General features: G+C 72.0%; 28 protein-coding genes. 9 read left to right on the top strand and 19 right to left on the bottom strand.

Features of this window, described 5'->3' with window-relative positions:
* Nucleotides 1-10: 10 nt before the first annotated feature.
* Nucleotides 11-679 (bottom strand): acetolactate decarboxylase, encoded by a 669-nt coding sequence (locus BR70_RS0112020; RefSeq protein WP_027466273.1) that lies wholly within the window; start codon nt 677-679, stop codon nt 11-13.
* Between the two features lie 105 nt (nt 680-784).
* Between BR70_RS0112020 and BR70_RS0112015 the strand changes: the two genes are divergently transcribed.
* A complete protein-coding gene (locus BR70_RS0112015) occupies nt 785-1,144 on the top strand; it encodes a UBP-type zinc finger domain-containing protein (RefSeq protein ID WP_027466272.1) in 360 nt (119 codons plus the stop codon).
* Nucleotides 1,145-1,170: 26 nt separating this feature from the next.
* Here BR70_RS0112015 and BR70_RS0112010 read toward each other — a convergent pair whose 3' ends face one another.
* The 7 genes from BR70_RS0112010 to BR70_RS0111980 form a co-directional block, all read right to left on the bottom strand.
* Entirely contained in the window at nt 1,171-1,860 is a 690-nt protein-coding gene (locus tag BR70_RS0112010; RefSeq protein WP_027466271.1) for a hypothetical protein, read from the bottom strand.
* Nucleotides 1,861-1,875: 15 nt separating this feature from the next.
* Nucleotides 1,876-3,135, bottom strand: coding sequence for an NAD(P)/FAD-dependent oxidoreductase (locus BR70_RS0112005; RefSeq protein WP_035808816.1), 1,260 nt, complete (start codon nt 3,133-3,135; stop codon nt 1,876-1,878).
* A 219-nt stretch (nt 3,136-3,354) separates the two neighbouring features.
* The gene (locus BR70_RS0112000; RefSeq protein WP_027466269.1) at nt 3,355-3,663 is read right to left on the bottom strand and encodes a hypothetical protein; all 309 of its coding nucleotides are present in this window, start codon (nt 3,661-3,663) and stop codon (nt 3,355-3,357) included.
* Entirely contained in the window at nt 3,660-4,310 is a 651-nt protein-coding gene (locus tag BR70_RS20760) for an Asp23/Gls24 family envelope stress response protein (protein WP_155896874.1), read from the bottom strand. The genes BR70_RS0112000 and BR70_RS20760 overlap by 4 nt, the downstream gene beginning before the upstream one ends.
* Nucleotides 4,307-4,861, bottom strand: coding sequence for an RNA polymerase sigma factor (locus BR70_RS0111990; RefSeq protein ID WP_027466268.1), 555 nt, complete (start codon nt 4,859-4,861; stop codon nt 4,307-4,309). The genes BR70_RS20760 and BR70_RS0111990 overlap by 4 nt, the downstream gene beginning before the upstream one ends.
* 9 nt (nt 4,862-4,870) lie before the next feature.
* Nucleotides 4,871-5,020, bottom strand: coding sequence for a hypothetical protein (locus BR70_RS23315; protein WP_155896873.1), 150 nt, complete (start codon nt 5,018-5,020; stop codon nt 4,871-4,873).
* A 124-nt stretch (nt 5,021-5,144) separates the two neighbouring features.
* On the bottom strand, nt 5,145-5,981 hold the full coding sequence (locus BR70_RS0111980) for an alpha/beta fold hydrolase (RefSeq protein ID WP_027466267.1): 837 nt from the start codon (nt 5,979-5,981) through the stop codon (nt 5,145-5,147).
* 189 nt (nt 5,982-6,170) lie between these two features.
* On the opposite strand from BR70_RS0111980, the gene BR70_RS0111975 reads away from it, so the two are divergent.
* Nucleotides 6,171-6,800, top strand: a complete 630-nt coding sequence (locus tag BR70_RS0111975) for an MOSC domain-containing protein (RefSeq protein WP_027466266.1) — start codon at nt 6,171-6,173, stop codon at nt 6,798-6,800.
* 25 nt (nt 6,801-6,825) lie between these two features.
* Here BR70_RS0111975 and BR70_RS0111970 read toward each other — a convergent pair whose 3' ends face one another.
* A complete protein-coding gene (locus tag BR70_RS0111970) occupies nt 6,826-7,209 on the bottom strand; it encodes an MmcQ/YjbR family DNA-binding protein (RefSeq protein ID WP_027466265.1) in 384 nt (127 codons plus the stop codon).
* 141 nt (nt 7,210-7,350) lie between these two features.
* Here BR70_RS0111970 and BR70_RS22860 point away from each other — a divergent pair, with 141 nt between their 5' ends.
* Complete coding sequence (locus BR70_RS22860) at nt 7,351-7,650, top strand: excalibur calcium-binding domain-containing protein (RefSeq protein WP_197019649.1); 300 nt, start codon at nt 7,351-7,353, stop codon at nt 7,648-7,650.
* Nucleotides 7,651-7,801: 151 nt separating this feature from the next.
* On the opposite strand, the gene epsC is transcribed toward BR70_RS22860, so the two are convergent.
* From epsC to BR70_RS0111950, 3 genes are all read right to left on the bottom strand, one after another.
* Nucleotides 7,802-8,362, bottom strand: coding sequence for a serine O-acetyltransferase EpsC (epsC, locus tag BR70_RS0111960; RefSeq protein WP_027466263.1), 561 nt, complete (start codon nt 8,360-8,362; stop codon nt 7,802-7,804).
* Between the two features lie 20 nt (nt 8,363-8,382).
* Nucleotides 8,383-9,321: a cysteine synthase A gene (cysK, locus tag BR70_RS0111955; protein WP_027466262.1), complete on the bottom strand. Its 939-nt coding sequence runs from the start codon at nt 9,319-9,321 to the stop codon at nt 8,383-8,385.
* A gap of 182 nt (nt 9,322-9,503) precedes the next feature.
* Nucleotides 9,504-10,541: a dipeptidase gene (locus BR70_RS0111950; RefSeq protein WP_027466261.1), complete on the bottom strand. Its 1,038-nt coding sequence runs from the start codon at nt 10,539-10,541 to the stop codon at nt 9,504-9,506.
* A gap of 43 nt (nt 10,542-10,584) precedes the next feature.
* Between BR70_RS0111950 and BR70_RS0111945 the strand changes: the two genes are divergently transcribed.
* Together BR70_RS0111945 and BR70_RS0111940 are read left to right on the top strand one after the other, a co-directional pair.
* On the top strand, nt 10,585-11,160 hold the full coding sequence (locus BR70_RS0111945; RefSeq protein WP_027466260.1) for a GNAT family N-acetyltransferase: 576 nt from the start codon (nt 10,585-10,587) through the stop codon (nt 11,158-11,160).
* Complete coding sequence (locus BR70_RS0111940; protein WP_035808815.1) at nt 11,157-11,666, top strand: SRPBCC family protein; 510 nt, start codon at nt 11,157-11,159, stop codon at nt 11,664-11,666. The genes BR70_RS0111945 and BR70_RS0111940 overlap by 4 nt, the downstream gene beginning before the upstream one ends.
* Here BR70_RS0111940 and BR70_RS0111935 read toward each other — a convergent pair.
* From BR70_RS0111935 to BR70_RS20755, 6 genes are all read right to left on the bottom strand, one after another.
* Complete coding sequence (locus BR70_RS0111935; protein WP_027466258.1) at nt 11,633-12,466, bottom strand: MurR/RpiR family transcriptional regulator; 834 nt, start codon at nt 12,464-12,466, stop codon at nt 11,633-11,635. The two genes, BR70_RS0111940 and BR70_RS0111935, sit on opposite strands and share 34 nt — an antisense overlap.
* On the bottom strand, nt 12,463-13,722 hold the full coding sequence (locus BR70_RS0111930; protein WP_027466257.1) for an allantoate amidohydrolase: 1,260 nt from the start codon (nt 13,720-13,722) through the stop codon (nt 12,463-12,465). The genes BR70_RS0111935 and BR70_RS0111930 overlap by 4 nt, the downstream gene beginning before the upstream one ends.
* Nucleotides 13,719-14,972, bottom strand: a complete 1,254-nt coding sequence (locus BR70_RS0111925) for a pyridoxal-phosphate-dependent aminotransferase family protein (protein WP_027466256.1) — start codon at nt 14,970-14,972, stop codon at nt 13,719-13,721. The genes BR70_RS0111930 and BR70_RS0111925 overlap by 4 nt, the downstream gene beginning before the upstream one ends.
* A 43-nt stretch (nt 14,973-15,015) precedes the next feature.
* Complete coding sequence (allB, locus tag BR70_RS0111920) at nt 15,016-16,392, bottom strand: allantoinase AllB (protein WP_027466255.1); 1,377 nt, start codon at nt 16,390-16,392, stop codon at nt 15,016-15,018.
* Entirely contained in the window at nt 16,389-17,153 is a 765-nt protein-coding gene (locus BR70_RS0111915) for an aspartate/glutamate racemase family protein (protein WP_027466254.1), read from the bottom strand. Before BR70_RS0111915 ends, allB begins: the two co-directional genes overlap by 4 nt.
* Before the next feature lie 159 nt (nt 17,154-17,312).
* On the bottom strand, nt 17,313-18,878 hold the full coding sequence (locus BR70_RS20755) for an NCS1 family nucleobase:cation symporter-1 (RefSeq protein WP_035808813.1): 1,566 nt from the start codon (nt 18,876-18,878) through the stop codon (nt 17,313-17,315).
* A 261-nt stretch (nt 18,879-19,139) separates the two neighbouring features.
* On the opposite strand from BR70_RS20755, the gene BR70_RS0111905 reads away from it, so the two are divergent.
* Nucleotides 19,140-19,703, top strand: coding sequence for a VOC family protein (locus BR70_RS0111905; RefSeq protein ID WP_035808811.1), 564 nt, complete (start codon nt 19,140-19,142; stop codon nt 19,701-19,703).
* Nucleotides 19,704-19,769: 66 nt separating this feature from the next.
* Here the strand turns inward: BR70_RS0111905 and BR70_RS20750 are convergent, their stop codons facing one another.
* Nucleotides 19,770-20,501 (bottom strand): FadR/GntR family transcriptional regulator, encoded by a 732-nt coding sequence (locus BR70_RS20750; protein WP_035808810.1) that lies wholly within the window; start codon nt 20,499-20,501, stop codon nt 19,770-19,772.
* 86 nt (nt 20,502-20,587) lie between these two features.
* Here BR70_RS20750 and BR70_RS0111895 point away from each other — a divergent pair, with 86 nt between their 5' ends.
* The 3 genes from BR70_RS0111895 (at nt 20,588) to BR70_RS0111885 (ending at nt 23,994) form a co-directional block, all read left to right on the top strand.
* Nucleotides 20,588-21,493, top strand: a complete 906-nt coding sequence (locus BR70_RS0111895) for a proline iminopeptidase-family hydrolase (protein ID WP_231495700.1) — start codon at nt 20,588-20,590, stop codon at nt 21,491-21,493.
* Between the two features lie 168 nt (nt 21,494-21,661).
* Nucleotides 21,662-23,068 carry an APC family permease gene (locus BR70_RS0111890; RefSeq protein WP_027466251.1) on the top strand — a complete coding sequence of 469 codons (1,407 nt, stop codon included), beginning with the start codon at nt 21,662-21,664 and terminating at the stop codon, nt 23,066-23,068.
* Nucleotides 23,065-23,994: an acetamidase/formamidase family protein gene (locus BR70_RS0111885; RefSeq protein WP_027466250.1), complete on the top strand. Its 930-nt coding sequence runs from the start codon at nt 23,065-23,067 to the stop codon at nt 23,992-23,994. Before BR70_RS0111890 ends, BR70_RS0111885 begins: the two co-directional genes overlap by 4 nt.
* Nucleotides 23,995-24,055: the final 61 nt, after the last annotated feature.

Below are 24,055 nucleotides of genomic sequence, written 5' to 3'. Positions count from 1 at the left end.
ACCGCTCGGGTCACACCGGTCCGCCGTCGAGCCCGGCGCCGAGCGCACGGACCGCCAGGTGCGGCGCGGTGGAGAACCCGAGCTCGATCCGTCCGGAGAACCCCGCGAACCCGGCGAGCACTCCGGCGCGGGTGCGGGTGGCGTCGAGGAACGCGAGGTGCAGGTCGGCACCGGTCCCGCCCGGGCCCGGCGTCCGGAAGCCGACGAGGCGACCCGCGACCGCGCGGTGCACCGTCGTCCCGGTCGCGCCGTCCTCGGTCCGGACCTCGTCGAAGACGCCGTCGACCGAGACGGCCACCGCGAAGTCGCGCGGCGGCAGGACCGTGGTGATCCGGGCCTCCAGGTCGGCCACGGAAGCGACGGACGCGACCGTCACCGCGAGGTCGGGCGAGAACGTCGAGACCACGGCGAACGCGACCGCGTCGGCCGCGTCCGCGACCGCCGCGGTGCCGTCCGGCAGCATCCGGAAGCACCGGCGCTCGCACACGACCAGGCCGCGGGGTCCGGCGTCGCCGCCGGCGAGCGCACCGAGTCCGAGGGTGCCGTGCCGACCGAGGGCCGCGACGGTGACCGGGACGTGGACGGCCGGTCGCCCGCGTCGAGGATCGTCGACGGCCCGGTGCGCCCATGCGGCGAGGGTCGCCGGGGACGTGGTCCCGTCATCCGTCGTCTCCCGCACCGTGCTCCTCGTCCGTCCTCGGTTCGACCGTAGGAACTCCGACCGCGCGGTACCAGCGCCGTTTGACTCAAGCGCCCGGGTGGGTGCGCGGCGCACGGTTGGACCATGAGTGCACGCGCGAACATGGTCTCCCCGTCCGTCCCCCCGTCCGGCGCGGGGTGCGTGGAGTGCGACGCGACGGGCTCGTGGTGGGTGCACCTGCGTCGGTGCGCCGCCTGCGGACACGTCGGCTGCTGCGACGACTCCCTGAACGGTCACGCCACCGCGCACTTCGCGGTCACCGGGCACGAGGTCATGCAGTCGTTCGAGCCGGGCGAGGGGTGGTTCTGGGACTTCGTCACGCAGGACTTCGTGGACGGACCCCGCCTCGCCGACCCGCAGGCGCACCCGACGACCCAGTCGGTCCCGGGTCCGGCCGACCGACTCCCCCGCGACTGGTCGGAGCAGCTGGCCGAGCGACGCTGACACCGGTCGCGGCCGGTCGCGGCCGGTCAGGGCAGCCGTCGGTCGGTGTCCAGTGCTTCCGACCGGGCGATCAGCTCGTGCATCGTGGTGTGCGACCGGACCTGGTACGACAGGTGTGCGACGGCCAGCACCACCGCCGATCCGACGCCCCACACGATCGAACCCGGGTCGTCGACGCCGAGCTGGTCGACCAGGATGGCGACCCCGGCACCGGCGACGATCGAGTTCACCACCGCGATCGCGGACGACATCGTGAACAGGAGCCGGTACCACGACGGAGCCCGGCCGATGTCGAGCAGCTCGTTCGCCGCGTGCCGCCCGCGGGGCATCGGGAAGTACGTGTCGGCCTCGGGCAGCAGGCGGCCGTAGTAGCGACGGATGCGTTGCATCGCGGCGAGTGCCGCGACGTCCTCGAGCGAGGTCTCGACGAGGCGTTCGTAGGTGAACGCGCCGAGCAGGACGATCACCGGGATGATCGCGCCGAGGAACCCGAGCGCGAAGGGCGTGTGCGCGAGGAACCCGAAGGCGACGAGCGAGCTGGAGAGCGTGGTGAGGTACAGCGAGGAGCGGCTGCTCGACTCGCTGACCGTGATGCTCCGCGCGCTCTCGAGGACGAAGTGCTCGGTCATCAGGGCGTTGAAGAAGGCGGTCGGTCGGTCCAGGGAGGTGATCGACTCGGCGGCGGTCGGCAGTGTCGTGTCGGGTTCGTCGGGCATCACAGGGCTCCTCGGTCAGTCGCTCGTCGCCAGGTGGCGGTGGACGAAGGTCACGGCCATGGCGCCCTCGCCGACCGCTGCGGCGACGCGTTTGACGGACCCGGCGCGGACGTCCCCGGCGGCGAAGGACCCGGGCACGTTCGTCTCGAGCCAGAAGGGACGCCGCTCGAGCGGCCAGTGCTCGAGCGAGCCGTCGACGGCGTCGAGGTCCGGGCCGGTGACCAGGTACCCGAGCCGGTCACGGACCATCGGCGTCTGTTCGGCCCAGCTCGTGTCCGGTCGTCCGCCGATGCAGATGAACAACCGCGTGGCCGGCAGCGACACCGTGGCGCCGTCGCCGTCGGTGACCTCGATCGACTCGAGTCGACTGTCCCCGTGCAGCGCCGAGACCTGGCAGCCCGTCCGGACCGTCACGTTCGGTGCGGCCACGATCCTGGCGCTCAGGTACTCCGACATCGTGGCCGACAGCGACGCGCCCCGCACGAGCATCGTGACGTGCGCCGCGGAGCGGGACAGGTTCATCGCCGCCTGGCCCGCCGAGTTCGCCCCGCCGACCACGAAGACCTGCTCGCCGGCGCAGCCGTCCGCCTCGCTCGTCCCGGCACCGTAGTAGACACCGCAGCCGAGCATCTCCTGCTCGCGCTGCAACCCCAGCCGACGCCACTCGACACCGGTCGCGCAGATGTTCGCACGGGCGACGACGTGGCCGCCGTCGGCGAGGTCGGCGTGGATGCGGCCGTCGTGGAAGACACCGCGCACACCCTCGCGCATCACCAGGAGTTCGGCGCCGAACCGGACGGCCTGTTCCCGGGCGCGCTCGGCGAGGTCCGCTCCGGCGATCCCCTCGGGGAACCCCAGGTAGTTCTCGATGAGGCTGCTCGACCCGGCCTGCCCGCCCACGGCGTCCCGCTCGAGCAGGACGACGTCGAGCCCTTCGGAGGCGGCGTACACGGCCGCGGACAGCCCGGCGGGACCGGCGCCGTAGATCGACAGGTCGTACTCCTGGCGGCGCGGTGCGTGGATCCACCCGAGCCGGTCGGCGACCTCGCGCAGCGTGGGTGCGACCAGTTCCGTGCCGTCGGGGAACACGACGAGCGGGAGCCGCGACGGATCGACCCGGTCGGCGCCCCCGACCCCGTCGACGTCGACCGGGAACCAGTCGAACTGCACCACGGAGCGCGACAGGAAGTCCCGCAGGGCGTAGGAGTCCGCGTCGAACGGCCGTCCGTACACGCGGACGCGACGTGACGGGAGCACGGCGGCGTCGGTCTCCATGGCTCCTCCGGTCAGTGCGACGACGATCGGTGCGGAACTGCTGCCGCTCCCTCACGAGCACGCTACGGACTGCCGGCGCTCCGCACGTGGTCCTGCGAGGGTCTCCTTCGGCGCCGCGGGCGGCGTCGGGTCGCGTGTGCCGGGGTCAGCTGCGCCCACGGCGGACGGGAGGCCCGTGGCGACGCCGCCACGGGCCTCCCGTCCGATCGGTGGTCACGGTCAGCCCACCCGCGCGACGCGCACGTCGACGCGACTGAGCGCCAGACCGTGCGCCGCCGCGGTCGCCAGGGCGACGTCGTGGACGGCGCGGGCGACCTCGGGGGCCGGGCGGAAGCCGTCGGTGCCGATGACGACACGCAGGGCGCCGTCGTCGACGACGATCCGGAGCGGTCCGGTGCTCGTGGCGATGCTGCGGACCACCTGCACGGCGCTCGCGACCGTCGGGCGGGAGCGGTACAGGTCGGTGACGCCGGGGACCTCGAGGACGGCGGCCTCGATCGCGGCGAGGGTCTCGTCGGTGGTGCTCATCGGGCCCCCTCGGGGTCGGTGCCGGGCTCGGGGTCCGGCAGCAGGTCGCGGACGACGACGTCGACCGCCTCGACGAGCAGGTCGGTCTGCTCGGCCAGGGCGCCGGCCACGGCGGTGCGGACCAGCTCGGCGGTCGCGGGGATCGACGGACCGGACGCGATCGCGATCTCGACGACCACCCGGATCGGGGACGCGAGTTCGGTGACGTCGCCGTCGAGGTGGCAGCGTGCCACGAGGACACCGGGGACCTCGTCACCGGTGCGGCGGATGAGGGAACGGATGGCCCCCTCGGTCATCACGGGGCGCTCGGTCTCGGACAGGGGGCGGAGCGGGACGTCGCGACCGGAGCGGGACTCGATCGAGATGTTCGCCAGGACGCCGCTGATCCAGGACTCGTCGGCCGGGGCCTCGTCGCGGGCGGCCGCCTCGAGCGAGCGGAGCGACGCGTGGCGGACGCGGATGATCGCGGCCAGGGCGTTCTGGCAGGCGGGCGAGTCGTCGATGCTCGGGTCCGCCGGCTGCATGCCGGCGTCGAGGTAGTCGGCGAGTTCGTCGATCGAGTGGCCGTCCAGGTCACCGGGTTCGAGGGCGTCGAGTGCTTCGGGGCTGTCGGGCAGGTCCGGCCGGATGCCGTCGTGGTCGGTCATCGCCATCCCTCCATGAGTCGGATCATGTTCTTCCTCGCTCGGGACAGCAGTCCCCGGACCGTCGAGGGCGGCAGGTCGAGTTCGGCGGCGATCTCGTCGTACCGGTACTCGAGCACCTCCTTCATGATCCAGCACCGTCGTTGGGCTTCGGGCAGTTCGGCCAGCGCACGTTCGACCGCGTCCTCGCGCGAGCGCGCCTCGGCGACCCGGTCGGGCGCGTCGTCGGCCGGCGCGGCGACCTCGAGCTCGGTGACGTCGTCGTGGACGCGCCGCGCGCGGATCCGGTCGAGGCACTTCCGGCTCAGGATGCGCATCAACCACGACTTCACGCGCGCGAGGTCCTCGAGGGAGTCGAGGCGGTCCCACGCGGTGATGAAGGTCTCCTGCACGACGTCGTCGAGTTCGTCGGTGGAACCGAGGGTCCGACGGGCGTAGGCGCGGAGCAGCGGGGTGTGGCGACGGATCAGGACCTCGAAGGCCCGGACGTCGCCGTCGGACGACCGGCCGGCGAGGACCGCGTCGTCGAGCTCGGCGAGGGACTGGTGGTGCACGCGTTCCTTCTACTGGTGGTGGATGGTGAACGGCTGGGTGCGGCGGTGTGCCGGCACGACCCTGAAGGGTCCGGCCGGCCGGGCGGCGAGCGCGCGGACACGTGCCAGGGCGAGCACGTGTGCGGGGGCGTTCCTGGGGACTGCAGCGGTGCGGGTCACGTCGGCTCCTCGTGGTGTGGTCACCGATGGGACGTGCGTCGCACCCGCTTCGTCACACACGACGTCAGGGGCGCACCCGGACGGTTCCGGTGTGCGCCCCTGACGTCGTGTTTGTCGGCTCGTCCTACTGCTGGATGAAGGCGAGCAGGTCGGGGTTGATGACGTCCGCGTGGGTCGTCAGCATCCCGTGCGGGTACCCCTCGTAGATCTTGAGCGTGGCGTTGCTGAGCAGCTCGGCCTGCTTGAGCGAGGCCGCCTTGTACGGCACGACCTGGTCGTCATCGCCCTGCGTGACGAGGACCGGGACGGAGATCGCCTTGAGGTCCTCGGTCTGGTCCGTCTCGGAGAACGCCTTGATGCCCTCGTAGTGGGCCAGGGCGCTGCCCGTCATCCCCTGCCGCCACCAGTTCGCGACGACCGGGGCCGAGACCTCCACGCCGGGACGGTTGAACCCGTAGAACGGTCCCTCGGCGACGGCCTGGAAGAACTCGGCGCGGTTCGCGGCGAGTGCGCTCCGGAACCCGTCCAGCACCGAGATCGGCGTGCCCTCGGGGTTGGTGTCGCTCTGCAGCATGATCGGCGGCACCGACGACACCAGGACGGCCTTGGCGACCCGGCCCTGGGGCTCGCCGTACTGGGCGACGTACCGCGCGACCTGGCCACCACCGGTGGAGTGCCCGATGTGGACCGCGTTCCGCAGGTCGAGGTGCTGCACGAGCGCATCCGTGTCGCTCGCGTAGTGGTCCATGTCGTGACCGGTGCCGATCTGCGACGAACGCCCGTGCCCACGGCGGTCGTGCGCGACCACGCGGTAGCCCTTGCCCAGGAAGAACAGCATCTGCGCGTCCCAGTCGTCCGACGACAGGGGCCATCCGTGGTGGAAGACGATCGGCTGCGCCTCGCGCGGCCCCCAGTCCTTGTAGAAGATCTCTGCACCATCGCTCGTGGTGACGAACGCCATCGTGAACCTCCGTGAGTTCCTGCTCCACATGTGACGCGGACTGGCCGCTGCCTCCCGATCGGCGGGAGACCGAAGCCCCTTCACCGTAGGACCGGTGCTCGCTCGACCGCTTGGGTCATTCATCCCGATCCGCCGGGCCGTGCGCGGCCCTGCTTGGTGCGGCGGCGTGTGTGCGCCAGAGTTGGCACCATGTCGCTCGTCACCGCCGTCTGCCGCGTCGACCGCCTGCTGCCGGATTCCGGCATCATCGGCGTCACCGCCATCGACAAGCGCCCGGTCACCGGGAGCGTCCGGGTCCGGCCGCTCGGCCTGCGCGCCGACGTGCAGGCGAACCGCAAGTACCACGGCGGTGTGGACCAGGCCGTGTACGCCTACGCCGACGAGGACGCCGCGTACTTCGCCGACCTGCTCGAGCGCGAGGTCCCGCCCGGCCTGTTCGGCGAGAACCTCCGCACCAGCGGCATCGACGTGACCGGGGCCGTGACCGGGGAACGCTGGCGGATCGGCGACACCCTCGTGCTCGAGGTGACGGTCCCCCGCACGCCCTGCGGCACCTTCGCCCGGCGCATGGGGGTCGACAAGTGGGTGAAGCGGTTCGCCGACGAGGGGCGGCCGGGGGCGTACTTCCGCGTGGTCAAGTCCGGTTCGGTCGCCGCGGGTGACCCCATCGAGGTGACGTACCGGCCGGAACACGGGGTGACCATCGGCGAGATCTTCGGCGACCTGGCACCCGATCGTGCGCGGGCCGTGCTCGAATCGGGCGAGCGCCTGGCGCCGAAGGTCGTCCAGGACCTGTCGAAGGTCGCCGCGCGAGTCTGATCCCGACGAGCCCGTCGAGCCGGACTCAGGCCGGTAGCGCGCCGCGCGAGGGGTCGATCGGACGCTTCGCCACGGGCAGCCCGGCGACCACCAGATCGTAGGCGTTCGCCACGAGGTCCTCGACCAGGGTCTCGTCGATGCCGTCGCCCGGTGCCAACGTGATCCAGTGCCGCTTGTTCATGTGCCACCCCGGCGTGATCTCGTCGTGGTCGCGCACCAGCGCCGCCCCGTGCGGCGGCGCGCACTTGAGGTTCACGATCGGGGTCCCACGGACCTCGGTCACCATCACGAACATCTTGCCGACGACCTTGTAGACCACCGAGCCCTCGCCGAACGGCTGGGTTTCGAGTGCCGCCGGCAGCCCCAGGGCCGTGCTGCTCGCGATCTCGTGCAGCTGCTCGCCGTCCATCTGACCAGGATGCCGCAGGCCGCCGACAGGGCACCCCGTTCGGGGGCGGGTCGTGAGCCTCAATCACGTCGTAGGATCACCACGCCGCGTACCCGACGCGGCGGTCGCTCGCGCGATCACCACCAGTTCCAGGGGGAACCCGTGCGCATCATCCGTACCCTCGGCATCGCCGCCGCCACCGCCGTCCTCGCGACCACCGTCGTCGTCGGCGGGACCTCGACCGCGCAGGCGGCACCGAAGTCCTACGCCAACTGCACCGCGGTGCAGAAGGTGTACTCCGGTGGCATCGCCAAGAAGTCCGTCACGAGCAACAAGGTCGCCTCCGGCGGCAAGACCACCACCCGTGCGCTCAAGGGCACGGTCAAGAAGGACGACGCCCTGTACAAGGCGAACGCCAAGCTCGACCGCGACAAGGACGGCATCGCCTGCGAGAAGAGCTGACGCTCGCTCGCGCTCGGTGACACCGGCACGACACCGGTGTTCGCGTGCTGAACACCCGCACACCGCGGTGCGATGCGCGAACACCGGTGTCTTGCGGGCCCGGCGTGCGCCCGGGCCGTGGCGCGACGCGGCCGGCGTGCGCCCGGCGCGGTCAGAGCGTCGGGACGCCCTCGTGCCCGGACCGGGGACGCGGAGTCCCGGCGACCCCGGTGACGACCGACCCCGCCGGGACGTCCTTCGTCACCACGGTGTTGGCGCCGACGACGGAGTCCGGACCGATCGTGATCGCCCCGATCAGCGACGACCCGGCGCCGAGCACCACGCGGTCCCCCACCACCGGGTGCCGACGGGCCCCCGGGCCGTGGTCGCCCCCGCGTCCGCCCAGGGTGACACCGTGGAACACGAGCACGTCGTCGCCGATGACCGCGGTCTCGCCGATGACGACACCCATGCCGTGGTCGATGAAGAACCGGCGGCCGATGCGCGCGCCGGGGTGGATCTCGATGCCGGTGACCGACCGTGCGACCTGCCCGAGCAGCCGGGCCGCGAACCGGGACCCGGGCAGCCCCTGTGCGTTCCAGAGACGATGGGTCACCCGGTACGTCCAGATGGCGTGCAACCCGGAGTAGACGATCGCGTTCTCCAGGTCGCCCCGGGCGGCGGGGTCACCGCGGCGTGCTGCGGACAGGTCCTCCCGGATGGTCCGCAGCACGCCTCGTCGAAGAGGACGACTCACGCAGTGAGCCCCTCGAAGAGCACCGTCGACAGGTAGCGCTCTCCGGTGTCGCACACGATGGCGACGATCCGCTTGCCGGCGTTCTCGGGGCGTGCGGCGATCTCGAGCGCCGCGTGGATGATCGCGCCGGACGAGATGCCCGACAGGATGCCCTCCTGCGTCGCCAGGGCACGGGCCACCCGGAGCGCGTCGTCGAGCTCGACGTCGAACACCTCGTCGATGACGCTCTGGTCGAGGACCTCGGGCACGAAGTTCGCGCCGATGCCCTGGATCTTGTGCGGACCGGCCTTGCCCTCGGTGAGCAGGGGCGAGTCCTTCGGCTCCACGGCGACGATCTGCACGCCGGGCACGCGCTCCTTGAGCACCTGCCCGACACCGGTGATCGTGCCGCCGGTGCCGACACCGGCGACGAACACGTCGACGTGCTCCTCGGTGTCACGGAGGATCTCCTCCGCCGTGGTCTTCCGGTGGATCTCGGCGTTCGCAGCCGTCTCGAACTGGTGGGCGAGGATCGCACCGGGGGTCTCCGCGACGATCGACTCGGCCTTGGCGACCGCACCCTTCATACCCTCGGGCCCGGGGGTCAGGACGATCTCGGCCCCGTACGCACGGATCACCGCACGGCGTTCGACGCTCATCGTCTCGGGCATCGTGATGACGACCCGGTACCCGCGAGCAGCGCCGACCAGGGCGAGGGCGATGCCGGTGTTGCCGGACGAGCCCTCGACGATGGTGCCGCCGGCCTGCAGCGCACCGGAGGCCTCGGCCGCGTCGATGATCGCGACGCCCAGACGGTCCTTCACGCTGGCGCCCGGGTTGTAGAACTCGAGCTTCGCGAGCACCTCGGCCCCGCCCGCCTTCGGCAGCCGGTTCAGCTTGACGAGGGGGGTGTTGCCGAATGCCTGGGAGATGTTCTCGTAGATGGTGCCGCTCATCCGGTCCGTCCTTCGCAGCTCAGGTCGCGCATCGCTCTTCTTGGAGGCGCGGTGTGCGCCCGATCCTAGCGACCGGACCCCAGGCGGTCCTGTCCGCGACGGCGCGTGCGCGCCCAGCAATCGGTCCACACGCTGTGGACCAATTGCCGCTTCCTCGGGCCACGCCTCCGCGCCCCACCGCGTCAGCGCACGAACGCCGTCCGGGCGAACCGCTCGTCGGTCGCCTCGAGCACCCGCAGCACGTTGCCGCCGGCCAGCGCACGCAGGTCCGACTCGCCCCAGCCGCGCCGGACGAGCTCCGCCGCGAGCACCGGGTACCGCGACACGTCCCGCAGGTCCGGCGGCAGCACCGGGGTGCCGTCGTAGTCCCCGCCGAGGCCCAGGTGCGCCACACCGGCGACGTCACGGGCGTGCTCGACGTGGTCGGCGACGTCCGACACCGTGACCAGGGGTGGCTCGCCGGACATGCCCGACTCCTCCCAGTCCGCCCATGCTCGCGACACGAACTTCGGCACGAACGTGATCATCACCACGCCGCCGTTGTCGGCCAACCGGGCGAGCACGTCGTCGGGCACGTTCCGCGGGTGGTCGTCGATCGCGACGGTCGACGAGTGGCTGAACACGACGGGCCGGGTCGCCACGTCGAGGGTGTCCCGCATGGTGGCCGGTGCGGTGTGGGACAGGTCGACGAGCATGCCGATCCGCTCCATCTCGGCGACGATCTGGCGCCCGCGGTCGGTCAGGCCGCCGTGCGCCCGCTCACCGGTCGCGGAGTCGGCCCAGGGGGTGTCGTCGTTGTGGGTGAGCGTCATGTAGCGGACGCCGAGCCGCGCGAGGGTCCGCAGGACCGCGAGGTCGTCACCGATCGAGTGCCCGCCCTCGGCGCCGAGCAGCGACGCGATCCGGCCGGAGTCGACGGCGGCACGGACCTCGGCGGCGGTGCGGGCGAGCGCGAGGTCGTCGGGGTAGCGCTCGATGATCCGGTGTGCGAGGTCGACCTGCTGGAGTGTCGTCGTCACGGGGTCCGGGTCGTCCGCGGGCACGAACACCGACCAGAACTGCCCGACGACGCCGCCGGCACGGAGCTTCGGGATGTCGGTGTGCAGCGAGTCGGTCTCGGTGTCGATGCCCTCGACACCGGAGTCGTGGCTGTCACGACGCTCCCACGGCAGGTCGTTGTGGCCGTCGATGACCGGGAACGGGAGCGCGTCGAACGTCATCCCCCGACGCTACCGCCCGCGCCGTCGTGGCTAGGCTCGAACCGTGCAGCCCGTCACCCTCCGCACCGATCGACTGGTGCTCTCGGCCCCGGAGCTCGGCGACGCCGACGACGTGGTGGCCTACGCCAACGACCCGGACGTGATCGCGTACACCCCGGTGCCGGTGCCGTACGGGCATGCTGAGGCACGGTACTGGATCACGGACGTCGTCGCGGCCGGCTGGGCGGCGGACAGCCGGTACGAGTTCGGGATCCGGCGCGCGGACGACCTCCGGCTGCTCGGCACGGTCGGCCTGTTCGCCCTCGCCGACGGGGCCGCCGAGATCGGCTACGCCATGCACCCGGACGGTCGCGGCTCCGGCATCATGACCGAGGCCGCCGAGCGCGTGCTGCACTGGGCCTTCGCCGGAGTGCCCGAGGGACTCGGTCTCCTCCGGGTCCAGTGGCGCGCGATCGCCACGAACACCGCGTCGGCCGCGGTCGCCCAACGGCTCGGTCTGCGGTTCGAAGGACGTACCCGGTCGAGTGTTCTGCACCGCGGCAGCCGGCACGACCAGTTGCTCGCCGCCGCGCTGCACGACGACGATCGGTCCGCCGCGACGGTCTGGCCGGCGTCGTGACCGTCTCGTTCCGGGTCGTGACGGACCTGCCGGTTCCGCCGGAGCGCGCCTTTGCGCTGTCGCTCGACATCGGCGCGCACGAGCGATCGATGGCCGCGACCGACGAACGCGCCGTCGCCGGCACGACGACGGGCACGATCGGCCTGGGCGAGACCGTCACCTGGCGTGCGCGGCACTTCGGGATCGTCTGGCGGATGACGAGCGAGATCACCGACCTGGAGGCGCCCCACCGGTTCGTCGACGAACAGGTGCGTGGGCCGTTCGCCCGGTTCCACCACGAGCACCGCTTCGAGCCGTCGGCCGGCGGCACGCGCATGGTCGACACCATCACGTTCCGCGCGCCGCTCGGCCCGCTGGGCCGCCTGGCCGAGGTGCTCGCGCTGGCCCGGTACATGCCGCGGCTCATCGCCGACCGCAACGCCTCGCTCGCCGCCGAACTGCGTGCCGAGCAGCGCGCCGGATCCGACGGCGATCAGGGCGCAGCGAGCTCCCCCAGCGCGTCGTAGGCAGCGGCGACGGCGTCGACCCGCACCCGGCCACCGGGGCCCGAGGCGTCGTAGACGTCGTTCGTGATCGCGGCGACGACGGCGAACAGCGCGGCCATCGAGTCGAACGCCGACGGCGAGTCGACCGGGCACAGGATCGCGGTGGCCGCGGGGGCGGCGATGACCGCGGCCGTCGGGTCGCCGAGGACGATGACGTCGGCCCCGGAGTCGACGCAGTGCCGGACGATCCGCTCGACCCCGGCGGTGTGCCGACGCACGGTCACCAGGACCACGAGGTCGTGCCGGTCGAGATCGGCGACCTCTTCCCCGAGCCGCTGCCCGGGCGATGGACCGACCCGGACGTCGGACCGCACCTGCGCCAGCTGGGACCGCAGTTGCAGCGCGATCGGGTAGGCGCCGCGCTCACCGAGGACGAGCACGCGGCGGGCACGGACGATCCGACGGGCGAGCCGCGGGCGGTCCGCTCGGCCCAGGGACGCGAAGGCCGCGTCGAGGTTGCGCGCCTCGACCGCGCGCTGGTCGACGTGGGCGGCGTCCTCGGCGACCCACGGCAGGCCCGAGCCCCGTGCGGACATCAGGTTCTGCCGGACCTCGGCGGCGTCCTGGAACCCCAGCGACCGGACGAGTCGCGAGACCGTGGCCTTCGAGGTACCAGACTCGGCCGCGAGTTCGGCGGAGGTGCCGACGAGCAGGAGTTCGGGGTCGTGGCGGACCATGGCGGCGACGCGTCGTTCGGCGGGCGAGAGCTGTTCCCACACGGAGTCGATCCGGGCGCGGACGTCGGGGCCGGCGGTGCTCATGCGCGGGCCACCCGGTCGACGGCGACGGCCAGGGCGTCGAGGCCGAGGGCGATGTCCGGCGTCGACACGAACTCGTCCGGGTGGTGGCTGATGCCGTCGGGGTTCCGGAGGAACAGCATCGCCACGTCGGTCACGAGCCCGAGTGACATCGCGTCGTGGCCGGCTCGTGAGAACAGCTCCGTGGGCGCGCTCTCGCCCGTCGACGCGATCCCGGCGCGGACGGCGTCCATCAGCCGGGGCGCGCAGAACACCGCGGGCGCACGGTGCACCTCGGTCGGGGTGACGCTCACCCCGCGCCGTTCTCCGATGAGCGTGAAGGCCTTGGTGAGTTCGTCCCAGACCTCGTCGCGCTCGTCGTCGAACTCGCCGCGCAGGTCGACGGAGAACCGTGCGAGCCCGGGGACGACGTTGACGGCTCCGGGTTCGACGGTCATCGTGCCGACGGTGCCGACCTGGTGCGAGGCCCGGCAGATGCGTTCCACCGCGAGCGCGGCCTCGGCGGCCGCGAGCAGGGCGTCGTGCCGGCGCTCGTAGGGGGTGCCACCGGCGTGCCGGGCCTCTCCCACGGCCTCGACCGAGAACCGGCGGGCACTCGCGATGCTCGTGACGACCCCGAGGGCCTGCCCGGCCTGCTCGAGGTGCGGCCCCTGCTCGATGTGCGCTTCCAGGTAGCCGATCACCGAGGCCGGGTCGACCGCGGCGTCGCCGACGCGCTCCGGGTCGAGGCCGAAGTCGGTGAAGGCCTGCCGGAGCGTGACGCCGTCACCGTCGGCCAGGTCCCACCAGGCGTCGTCCCAGACGCCGGCCACCGCGGACGAACCGAGCAGGGCCTTGCCGAAGCGCGTGCCCTCTTCGTCGGAGAACGCGATGACCTCGAGCGCGACGGGCAGCGGACCGTCGGCGGTGAGCCGGGCGGCGGTGCGGATGGCCATGAGCACCCCGACGACGCCGTCGTACCGGCCGGCGTCCACCACGGTGTCCAGGTGCGAGCCGAGCAGCAGCACGGGCGCGTCGGGCGTCGCGCCCGCGGCCCGGCCGTGCAGGTTGCCGGCGGCGTCCTGCCAGGTGGACAGTCCGGCGTCCTGCATCCAGCCCGCGACGAGGGCGTTCGCCCGGGCGTGCTCGGGTGACAGGTAGACGCGGGTGATGCGGCCCGGTTCGGCGCTGAGGGCGGCGAGCTCGTCGCACCAGCGGGCGACGAGTTCGGCGTCGGCGGTGCCCACGGCGGTGGCGTTCAGGACGGGCACGGCGCTCACGCGAGCACCTCGGCCCCGGCGGGAGCGACCGCGGCGGTGTCGTCACGGAAGACGTCGAGTGCGGCATCGACACCGCCGCCGTGCGGGACCGCGTGCCCGGCCCGGCGCAGGGTGTGCTCGAGCGCGGCCAGGGTCGTGACGACGGTGTCCTTGCGGGCGTTGTAGCCCATGGTGCCGATGCGCCAGACCCGTCCGTGCAGCGGCCCGAACGAGGTGCCGATCTCGATCCCGTGGTCGTCGAGCATCGCGCCGCGGACCTGGTCGCCGACGACGTCGGAGGGGATCTCGACGGCGACGACGTTGTGCATCTTGTGGGCGACGTCGCCGAAGACCCGGAGTCCGAGGGCCTGCACCCCGGCGAGCATCGCCCGCCCGGCGGTCTCGTGGCGGGCGACGACGGCGTCGCGGCCTTCCTCGAGCAGGATGCGGGCGCACTCGTGGGCGGCGTAGAGCATCGAAGCGGCCTCGGTGTGGTGGTTCAGGCGGCGGGGGCCCCAGTAGTCGAGGATCATCGCGAGGTCGAGGTAGTTCGAGCGGATCGGTTCGTCGGCGACGTCGTCACCGGGTTCGCGGATGCCGGCCTCGACACTCCGTCGCTCGTCGAGCACGGCCACGGCCCCCGGCGACAGCGTGACGGGTGCGCTGCCGGACGGGCCGCCGAGGCACTTCTGCAGCCCGGCACTCACGGCGTCGATCCCCCAGGCGTCGACCTCGAGCGGGTTGCCGCCGACCGTCGCGGTGGCGTCGGTGTAGAGCAGCACGCCGTACCGCTCGCAGATCGCCCCGAGTTCGTCGAGCGGCTGGTTCATCGTGGTCGAGGTGTCGCCCTGCACGACCGCCAGCACCTTCGGACGGACGCGGGCGATCGCCGACTCGATGGCGGACGGCGTGAAGACCTGGCCCCAGTCGGTCTCGATGGTGTGGACCTCGGCACCCGCACGGCCGGCGATCTCGGCGAGCAGGTGCCCGAACCGGCCGAACACCGGCACGAGCACGCGGTCACCCGGGGCGAGCAGCGACACGAGCACCGCTTCGATCCCCGCACGGGAGGTGCCGTCCACGAGCAGCGTCGCGTCGTTGCGGGTGCCGAACACGCGGCGGTAGAGCGCCTGCGTCTCGTTCATCGTCGAGGTCATCCACGGGTCGTACTGGCCGACGAGCGGCGTCGACAGCGCACGGAGCACGCGCGGGTCGGCGTCGATCGGACCGGGCCCCATGAGGAGACGGGCGGGTGGGTTCACTGGGAGCATGCTGGTTCCTTCCGTTCCTGATCCGACGATACCGGAACGATCGTTACAGGGGTGTTTCCGCCGCGAGCACGGGCCGTCCGGCCAGCTGCCCCTCGACGCCGACCACGCCGCCGTCCGCCGTGGCGATGCGACGGCCGCGGAGCCAGGTCTGGGTGACGCTGCCGCGCACGCGGAGCCCGTCGAACGCGGACACCGGGTTGCGGTGCTCGAGCCCGGCGACGTCGACGACGGACTCGGCGGACGGGTCGAACACGGCGAAGTGCGCCAGGGCACCGGGAGCGATCACCCCGCGGTCGCGCAGCCCGACCAGGGCGGCCGGACCGGTCGTGAACAGCGGCAGCAGCGCCTCGAGCGGGATCCTGCGACGCTGGGCCTCGGTCCACACCGCCCGGAACCCGACCTGCAGGCCGGCGACCCCGCCCCAGGCCAGACCCCAGTCGTCGGTCTTCAGGTCGGCGGTGGAGGGCGAGTGGTCCGACACGACGAGGTCGATCGTGCCGTCGAGCACGCCCGCCCACAGCGCGTCGCGGTTGGCGTCGTCGCGGATCGGTGGGCAGCACTTGTAGGCGGTCGCGCCGTCCGGGATCGTGCCCGCCTCGAACGACAGGTAGTGCGGACAGGTCTCGACCGTGATCCGGACGCCGTCGTCCTTCGCGGCACGGAGCATCGGCAGCGCACCCGCGTCGGACAGGTGCAGCACGTGCACCCGCGCACCGGTCGCCCGCGCGCCGTCGATGACCCGCGCGATCGCGGACCGTTCGGCGGCGACGGGCCGGGTGGCCAGGAAGTCGGCGTACCGGCCACCGAGCGCCCGGTGCGGCACGAGGTGCTCCGGGTCTTCGGCGTGCACGATCAGCAGGGCGTCGATCCGGGCGACCTCGGCGATCGCGGCTCGGAGCTGCCCGGGGTCGAGGTGCGGGAACTCGTCGACACCGCTCGGCGCCGTGAAGCACTTGAACCCGAAGACGCCGGCGTCGTGCAGGGCGTCGAGCGACCCGAGACTCGCGGGGACCGCGCCACCCCAGAACCCGACGTCGACCGCCACCCGGCCCTCGGCACTCGCACGCTTGACGGTGAGCGCCTCGACCGTGGTCGTCGCGGGGATCGAGTTGAGCGGCATGTCCACGATCGTGGTGACCCCGCCCATCGCAGCTGCCCGGGTCGCGGACGCGAAGCCCTCCCACTCGGTGCGGCCGGGCTCGTTGACGTGCACGTGGGTGTCGACGAGTCCGGGGAGCAGCACCTGCCCGTCCGGCACGGTGTGGTCCTGCACGGCGTCGACGACCGCGTCGACGGGCAGGACGCCGGTGATGCGGCCGTCGTGGACGACGACCGCGGCCGGGCGGAAGGCGCCGTCGGCCCAGGCTCGCTGCGCGCGGACGACCAGGTCTGCCGTGTCACCCGCCGCAAGGCCCGTCATGCGCCCGCCCCGGCCGTCGCGATCGCAGCCGGGTGGCGTTCGAAGCCCGCCAGCAGCCCCGACATCGCCTTCACCGGCGGCAAGGCGTACTCGCCGCGCTTGCCCGTGGACAACCCGAGCCGGACGAGCGACTCCGCCAGGACCGTGGCCGCCGCGACACCGTCGACGACCGGTGCCCCGATCGCCAGCGAGACCTCGGCGCAGAAGTCGGCCATGCCCGCGCACCCGAGCACGACGGCGTCGGCTCCCCCGTCGATGACCGCTCGGCACTCCTCGATCACGAGCGCACGGGCACCGGACTCGGGGTCGTCGAGCTCGAGCACCGGGACCTCGCACGCCCGGATCTCCGTGACGAGCGGGGCGAAGCCGTAGCGCTGGGCGAGCTCGTGGGCGCGGCCGGTCGTCCGCGCCAGGGTGGTGACGACACCGAACCGGCGGCCGAGCATCGCGGCGGCGTGGAACCCGGCCTCGGCGATCCCGATCACCGGCACCGTCGCGAGCTCCCGCGCGGCGTCGAGCCCCGGGTCCCCGAAGCAGGCGACGACGAAGGCGTCCACCCCGTCCTGCTCGCCGCGGGCGATCTGCTCGAGCAACCCGGGCACGGCCAGGGCCTCTTCGTAGTGGCTCTCGATCGAGGCCGGCCCCATCGTGGGCTCGACCGGTTCGATCAGCGTGCCGGGAGCGGCGACCGCACGGGCGGCGACGCCGATCGCCCGCGTCATCGACGCGGTGGTGTTGGGGTTGACGACGCGGATGCGCATCGGGGTCCTTCCGGTGGAGCGAGTGGAGCCGTGGAACGGGTGACGCCGGGTGGTGACCATCGTGGCGGGGGCGGGGCGGGCCTCCCGGCCGTGTCTCGGATCTGTGGACGACCGAGCGCCGCGACCCGCCCTGTGGAGGACGGGCCGCGACGCCGGCGGTCAGGCGCGACCGACGGCCGCGCCGTCGTCGACCGTCGGGTCGTCCGCGTCGAGCACGGGCATGCTCGGCCGGGCACGCTCGAGCGCCCAGAAGACGACGAGGCCCAGGCCGCACCCGATGAACCAGCTGTAGCTCGCCAGCCACGGCAGCACGCCGAGTGCCGGGGGCAGGACCGCGCTCGCGACCGAGACCGCGCCGGTGACCACGAGGGTCCAGATGGCGTTCGGGTTGAACCCGCCGCGGTACCAGTACCGGGCGGTGCGGCTCGTGGAGTACATGTCGTCGATCGCGATGCGCTGCTTGCCGACGATGTAGTAGCCCGCGATGAGGATGCCGAACAGCGGGCCGATCAGCGCACCGAGCACCCCGAGCGTGTACAGGATCGCCTGGTCGTTGCCGTACCAGTTCCACGGGGTGAGGAGCACCGAGCCGACCGCGGCGATCATGCCACCGGCCCGCCACGAGATCTTCCGGGGTGCCACGTTCGAGAAGTCGAACGCGGGGCTGATGAAGTTCGCCACGATGTTGATGCCGACGGTCGCCGTGACGAACGTCAGGCCGCCGAGCAGGATCGCGAACGGGGCACCGATGGCCTGCACGGTCTCGATCGGGTCGGTGATGAGCTTGCCGAACACCGGCACCGTCGCACTGGCACAGAGCACCGTCAGGACCGAGAAGAACAGGAAGTTGATCGGCAGCCCCCAGAAGTTGCCGCGCTTGACCGCACGGAACGACCGGCCGTAGCGCGAGAAGTCCCCGAAGTTCAGCATCGGGCCCGAGAAGTAGCTGACCACCAGGGCGACCGCCGACAGCATCACCGGGATCGATGCCCCGAAGGACAGCGGCTCGCCGACCGACAGGGTGAACGAGATGTTGCCGATGCCCGCCTGGCTGACCAGGTAGACCGCGAGCGCGATCATCACCACGTAGACCGCCGGTCCGGCCCAGTCGATGAACCGCTTGATGGCCTCCATGCCCATCCAGAACAGCGCGCCCTGCGCCACCCAGAGGATCGCGTACGAGATCCACCCCAGGGCCGACAGCCCGAGGAACGAGTGGTCGAGCAGCCCCGCGGACGCCGGGATGAACTTGAGGAAGATGATGTTCAGCGACTGGGCGGCGAGGAAGGTCTGCACGCCGTACCAGGCCATCGCGATGAGGCCGCGGATGATGGCGGGGACGTTCGCGCCGAGCACCCCGAACACCGCGCGGTTGATCACCGGGTACGGCACACCGGTGCGCTGCGACGGCTTGGCGACCAGGTTGGCGAAGACCTGCACGATGAGGATGCCGACCACCAGGGCGATGAGCACCTGCCAGCTCGCGATGCCGAGGGCGAAGAGCGACCCGGCGGTGACGTAGCCGCCGACCGAGTGCACGTCGGACATCCAGAACGCGAAGAAGTTGTAGCTCGTCCAGCGCTGCTCGCGCAGCGGGGCGAGGTCCTCGTTCGTGAGCGCCGGGTCGTACCCGGGCTTGACGACACCGGCACCCGCTGGGGCGGGAGCGGCGGTCGTGGTGGGGGCGTGGGGCGCGGCGACTGGTGTCGCGATGTCGGTAGCCATGGCGTCCTCCGAGGGAGTGGGAAGCGGGGCGGTGCGTGCTTGAGCACGAAGCTACGGAGCGACTTCGCCCCCGCCGTTTCCCTCGTGTAACGGTCGTGTGTCCCGGACCCCGTCCTGGAACGACCGTTCCGGAACGGCCGCCGAGACCGGCGCCGACCGCGCCCGGAGCCGCGCTGCGGCTTGCCGCATCGATGGGCACCGACCCCGCACGGACGCCGCCCCGACCCGAGGGGCGGTGACCGCCGGTGGTACGAATCGACCATGAGCAGGGGAATCAGGATCGACCACGTGGGCGTCACGGTGCCGGACATCGACGCAGCCACGCAGTTCTTCGAGGCGGCGTTCGACGCCGTCGTCCTGTACGACATGCGACGTCGTGACGAGACGCCGAACAGCAGTTCCGAGGCGCACGGCTACCTCGGCATCCCGAGCACCATGGCGCAGGGGGCCATGCGGATGCTCGCGCTGCCGGAGGGGCCGGGGCTCGAGCTGTTCGAGTACCTGGGGCCCGAGCAGCGGAACGCCGCACACCCGTCCGACCTGGGGTGGCAGCACCTGGCGATGTACGCCGACGACCTGGACGAGACGCTCGCCCGGGTCGAGGCGGCCGGCGGTACCCGGAACTCCGACCCGCGCGACCTGCGTGGTGACGAGGCGGGGGCCGGCAACCGGTTCGTGTACACCCGCACGCCGTGGGGGTCGACGCTCGAGCTCGTCAGTTACCCGACGCCGCAGCCGTACCTGGTGTACGCGCCGCGGCCGAAGTGGGCACCGTGGCCGATGCCGGACGACGTCTACCCGGTGCCGGCACCCGCCGTGCACTGACGACCGACCGACCGACCGAAGAACCAGCCAACCGACCACCACACCGACCGACCGACCGACCGAGCCTCAGTGCCGGGGCACCTGCCCCGTCCGCCGCACGGCCCGTTCGAGCAGTTCGACGTCGATCCCGACGTGCTGCCGGGCGATCACGCCCGCCTCGGGCGCCCGCCCGGAACAAACGGCGTCCACCAGCGACTCGTGCTCGCGGAGCGCGCGGGTCTCCATCTCCGCCATGCCCTCGGCCGTGCCCCACAGGTGCGCCGGAGCGGCGATGGAGATCTGCGCCTCCAACCCGGCGAGCGCCGTCCGCAGGGCGTCGTTCCGCGCGGCGTCGATGATCGTCCGGTGCAGCACGGCGTCGGCCTGCTGCTTCTCGAGACCCGAGGTGGCGTCGCGGAACACCTCGAGCCGTGCACGGATCAGGGCGGCGTCCTCCGGGGTCACCCGTTCCGCGGCGGCCGTCGCGAGCGCCCCGTGCAGCAGCGCGATGGCGTCGGCGGTGTCCTGGATCGCCTCCCACCGGGCGAGCAGCACCCGCCCGACGGCGTCCGATGAGCTGTCCGGCCACTCGGTGCGGACGAACGTGCCACCGCCCCGGCCTCGACGGGTCTCGAGCAGCCCCCGTTCGACGAGCCGGGCGATCGCGCCCCGCACGGTGACCCGGGCGACGCCGAGCAGGCCGGCCAGTTCGCGTTCCGGCGGCAGGTTCGCGCCGGGCAGGTACTCGCCCACGGCGACGGCGGTCACGAGGCGGTCCTCGACCTCGTCGACGCGCGTCTCGGTCGCACGATCGGACACACGGACCCCCTTCGCGGTGTTACGACCACGTTAAGGCAGCAGAAAAGGTATTGCGTGGGACCTTTTTCCGCTCCATGCTGACCCCCATGTCCAGCATCACCGAATCCACGATGCCGTTCCGCGACGGCGAGACCTGGTACCGGGTCACCACGCCCGACACCCCGATCGCCGGCGCGCTGCCCCTCGTCGTCCTGCACGGCGGGCCCGGCATGGCCCACGACTACCTCCGGAACCTCGCGGCCCTGGCCGACGAGACCGGCCGGAGCGTCGTCCACCACGACCAGTTCGGTTGCGGCCGGAGCAGCCACCGCCCGGACGCTCCGGTCGACACCTGGCAGCCGCAGCTGTTCGTCGACGAGTACGCCGCCCTGGTCGAGCACCTCGGGCTCGGCGACCACCACGTCCTCGGGCAGTCGTGGGGCGGCATGCTCGGCGCCGAGATCGCGGTGCGGCAGCCCGCTGGCCTCCGCTCGCTGGCGATCTGCAACTCCCCCGCGTCGATGCAGCTCTGGGTCGACGGCGCCGCCGAGCTCCGCGCGCAGCTGCCCGCCGACGTGCAGGATGCCCTGACCCGGCACGAGACGGCCGGCACCGTCGACGACCCCGAGTACCTGGCGGCGACGCAGGTCTTCTACGAGCGGCACGTCTGCCGCGTGGTCCCGAGCCATCCGGACTTCGTCGCCTCCGAAGAGCAGATGGAGCGGGAGCCGACGGTCTACCACACGATGAACGGCCCGAACGAGTTCCACGTCATCGGCACGATGCGCGACTGGACCATCGTCGACCGGCTCGACCGCATCGCCGTGCCGACGCTCGTCGTCGCCGGCGAGCACGACGAGGCCACCCCCGCCACGTGGGCCCCGTTCGTCGAGCGGATCGCCGACGTCCGGCAGCACGTCTTCCCCGGCGCGAGCCACTGCTCGCACCTGGAGCAGCCGGCGGAGTTCCGCCGGGTCGTCGCGACCTTCCTGACCGCGCACGACGACGCCTGACCAGGCCACCACCTTCTCGGGAGGCGCGGGACGGGCCCGCCCCGCGCCTCCCGAGAAGGAAGTCCCCACCCACAACGGCCGCACCCGCCTTCCCGACGACACCACCCGCTCCCCTTCCCCAGCACCGCCCCCCCTGCACCCGTCCCTCCACCCGAAACGGAACCCGACATGTCGCAGCAGCACAGTGAGCTCTCCGCACAGCAGCAGCTCGAGGCCTACGGCTACAAGCAGGAGCTCAAGCGCTCCGTCTCCACCACCGACCTGCTCATCTACGGCCTGGTCTTCATGGTCCCGATCGCCCCGTGGGCGATCTTCGGGACCGTCTACAACGCCTCCAGCGGCATGGTGCCGCTGGTGTACCTCGTCGGCCTCGTCGCGATGATCTTCACCGCCCTGGCCTACGCGCAGATGGCGAAGTCGATCCCCCTCGCCGGCAGCGTGTTCTCGTACGTCGGCCGCGGCATCCACCCCACCGCCGGGTTCTTCGCCGGCTGGGCGATCCTGCTCGACTACCTGCTCGTCCCGACGCTGCTCTACGTGTTCGCCGCCGAGAGCATGGTCGGCATCTTCCCGGGCACGCCCCGCTGGCTGTGGGCGCTCGTGTTCGTCGCGATCAACACCGTCATCAACCTGGCCGGGGTGTCCTCGCTCAAGCTCGCGAACCGCATCTTCCTGCTCATCGAGCTCGTCTTCGTCGCGATCTTCGTCGTCATCGCGATCGTCGCGCTGACCGGTGGCACGATCCCCGACGCGTCGTTCGGTACCGAGCAGATCTGGGACCCCGCCAAGGTGTCGGCGCCGCTCATCGCCTCGGCCCTGTCGATCGCGGTGCTGAGCTTCCTGGGCTTCGACGGCATCTCGACGCTGTCCGAGGAGTCCACCGGCCGTCGTGGCGGAGCGGGCACGGCGATGATCCTGGCGCTCGTCATCGTGGCGTTCCTGTTCATCCTGCAGACCTGGCTCGCGTCCGCCCTGGCCGCTGGGCGGGACTCGTTCTCGGACAGCGAGGCCGGCAACGCCTTCTTCACCATCGTCGAGCAGGCCTCGTCGAGCGGCTGGGCCACCGCGTTCTTCGCCGTCAACGTGCTCGCCGTCGGCATCGCGAACGCCATGGCCGCACAGGCCGCGACGAGCCGTCTGCTCTTCTCGATGAGCCGCGACCGTCAGCTGCCCGCGTTCCTGCACAAGCTCAACGGGCGCCAGGTGCCGCAGAACGCGATCATCGTCGTCTCGGTGCTCTCCGCGATCCTGGTGCTGTTCTTCGTCGGGCAGATCGACACGATCTCGTCGCTGGTGAACTTCGGCGCACTGTTCGGCTTCATGCTCCTGCACGTGTCCGTCTTCGTGCACCACGTCGTCAAGGGGAAGTCGCGCAACTGGCTGCTGCACCTGGTCGTGCCGCTGATCGGGTTCCTGATCATCGGGTACGTCCTGCTCAACGCCGCGGTCGAGGCGAAGGTCGGCGGGATCATCTGGCTGATCGTCGGCGCGGCCGTGTTCCTGTACTACCGACGCACCGGCCGTTCCACCGAGGTCGGCTCCGAAGCAGAACCGACGACGGAGGACGCACGATGACCCCGGACCACTTCCTGCCGAACACCCTCGGCCGCCCCGGGTTCTCGGCCGACCGGGAGCCCGTGCTGCGGGTCCGCCCCGGCACCGGCGAGACCATCGGCTTCGAGACCACCGACGCCGTCTACGCCGAACTCGACCAGCACCACGACATGGCGCAGCTGCAGGCACCGATCAACCCGGTGACCGGCCCGGTGTTCGTCGAGGGGGCGGAACCCGGCGACACCCTCGTGGTGACCATCCACGCCATCGAGCTGACCACGCACGGCTGGTCGGTGTCCCTCCCCGGTTCCGGGGCCCTGCAGCACGTGATGGGCGACCGGGTCTTCGCCCGCCGCTGCCCGATCTCGGACGGCTCGGTGCAGGTGTCCGACCGGCACCGGTTCCCCGTCCGGCCGATGATCGGGTGCATCGGGACGGCCCCGGCCGAGGGCGAGAACTCGACGATCATGCCGGCCTACCCGGAGGGCGGCAACATGGACGTCACCGAGGCCCGCCCCGGCTCGACCGTGTCCCTGCCCGTCCGGGTCCCCGGTGCACTGCTGTCGATCGGCGACATCCACGCACTCATGGCCGAGGGCGAGTCATCGTTCGTCGCCATCGAGGCCCAGGGCACCGCGATCGTCTCCGTCGACCTGGTCAAGGGCGGCCCGGTGCTCCGCGCACCCCGCATCGAGACCGCCGACGACTGGCTGTTCGTCGGCCTCGGCGACCCCGTGCAGGAGAGCGTCCGGCGCGGGTACGAGGACGCCTTCGCGTTCCTGGTCGACGAGCACGGCTGGACCGCCGAGGACGCCTACGCGGTGCTCAGCGCGGTCGGTGACTCGAAGCTCGGCGGGCCGACCGGCTCCACCGCCCCGGACCCGTTGCACCCCTTCGCCGCCGTCGGCGCGGTCACCCTGCACCGGGTGCCGAAGGCGGTGCTGTGAGGGTTCGCTGATGCGGGTTCCCGGTACGGCAGCCGTGCCGGGAACCTGCACAGGCATGTGC

This window comes from Curtobacterium sp. UNCCL17, from assembly GCF_000686685.1.
Lineage (GTDB): Bacteria > Actinomycetota > Actinomycetes > Actinomycetales > Microbacteriaceae > Curtobacterium > Curtobacterium flaccumfaciens.
This window is presented reverse-complemented; position numbering and strand designations above follow the sequence as displayed.

What these genes read in the sequence shown, in the direction of transcription:
- BR70_RS0112015 (WP_027466272.1), top strand. Translation starts at nt 785, where the DNA reads ATGAGTGCACGCGCGAACATGGTCTCCCCGTCCGTCCCCCCGTCCGGC.
- BR70_RS0112010 (WP_027466271.1), bottom strand. Translation starts at nt 1,860, where the DNA reads ATGCCCGACGAACCCGACACGACACTGCCGACCGCCGCCGAGTCGATC.
- BR70_RS0112005 (WP_035808816.1), bottom strand. Translation starts at nt 3,135, where the DNA reads ATGGAGACCGACGCCGCCGTGCTCCCGTCACGTCGCGTCCGCGTGTAC.
- BR70_RS0112000 (WP_027466269.1), bottom strand. Translation starts at nt 3,663, where the DNA reads ATGAGCACCACCGACGAGACCCTCGCCGCGATCGAGGCCGCCGTCCTC.
- BR70_RS20760 (WP_155896874.1), bottom strand. Translation starts at nt 4,310, where the DNA reads ATGACCGACCACGACGGCATCCGGCCGGACCTGCCCGACAGCCCCGAA.
- BR70_RS0111980 (WP_027466267.1), bottom strand. Translation starts at nt 5,981, where the DNA reads ATGGCGTTCGTCACCACGAGCGATGGTGCAGAGATCTTCTACAAGGAC.
- BR70_RS0111975 (WP_027466266.1), top strand. Translation starts at nt 6,171, where the DNA reads ATGTCGCTCGTCACCGCCGTCTGCCGCGTCGACCGCCTGCTGCCGGAT.
- BR70_RS0111970 (WP_027466265.1), bottom strand. Translation starts at nt 7,209, where the DNA reads ATGGACGGCGAGCAGCTGCACGAGATCGCGAGCAGCACGGCCCTGGGG.
- cysK (WP_027466262.1), bottom strand. Translation starts at nt 9,321, where the DNA reads ATGAGCGGCACCATCTACGAGAACATCTCCCAGGCATTCGGCAACACC.
- BR70_RS0111950 (WP_027466261.1), bottom strand. Translation starts at nt 10,541, where the DNA reads ATGACGTTCGACGCGCTCCCGTTCCCGGTCATCGACGGCCACAACGAC.
- BR70_RS0111935 (WP_027466258.1), bottom strand. Translation starts at nt 12,466, where the DNA reads ATGAGCACCGCCGGCCCCGACGTCCGCGCCCGGATCGACTCCGTGTGG.
- BR70_RS0111925 (WP_027466256.1), bottom strand. Translation starts at nt 14,972, where the DNA reads ATGCTCCCAGTGAACCCACCCGCCCGTCTCCTCATGGGGCCCGGTCCG.
- allB (WP_027466255.1), bottom strand. Translation starts at nt 16,392, where the DNA reads ATGACGGGCCTTGCGGCGGGTGACACGGCAGACCTGGTCGTCCGCGCG.
- BR70_RS0111915 (WP_027466254.1), bottom strand. Translation starts at nt 17,153, where the DNA reads ATGCGCATCCGCGTCGTCAACCCCAACACCACCGCGTCGATGACGCGG.
- BR70_RS20755 (WP_035808813.1), bottom strand. Translation starts at nt 18,878, where the DNA reads ATGGCTACCGACATCGCGACACCAGTCGCCGCGCCCCACGCCCCCACC.
- BR70_RS0111905 (WP_035808811.1), top strand. Translation starts at nt 19,140, where the DNA reads ATGAGCAGGGGAATCAGGATCGACCACGTGGGCGTCACGGTGCCGGAC.
- BR70_RS0111895 (WP_231495700.1), top strand. Translation starts at nt 20,588, where the DNA reads ATGTCCAGCATCACCGAATCCACGATGCCGTTCCGCGACGGCGAGACC.
- BR70_RS0111890 (WP_027466251.1), top strand. Translation starts at nt 21,662, where the DNA reads ATGTCGCAGCAGCACAGTGAGCTCTCCGCACAGCAGCAGCTCGAGGCC.
- BR70_RS0111885 (WP_027466250.1), top strand. Translation starts at nt 23,065, where the DNA reads ATGACCCCGGACCACTTCCTGCCGAACACCCTCGGCCGCCCCGGGTTC.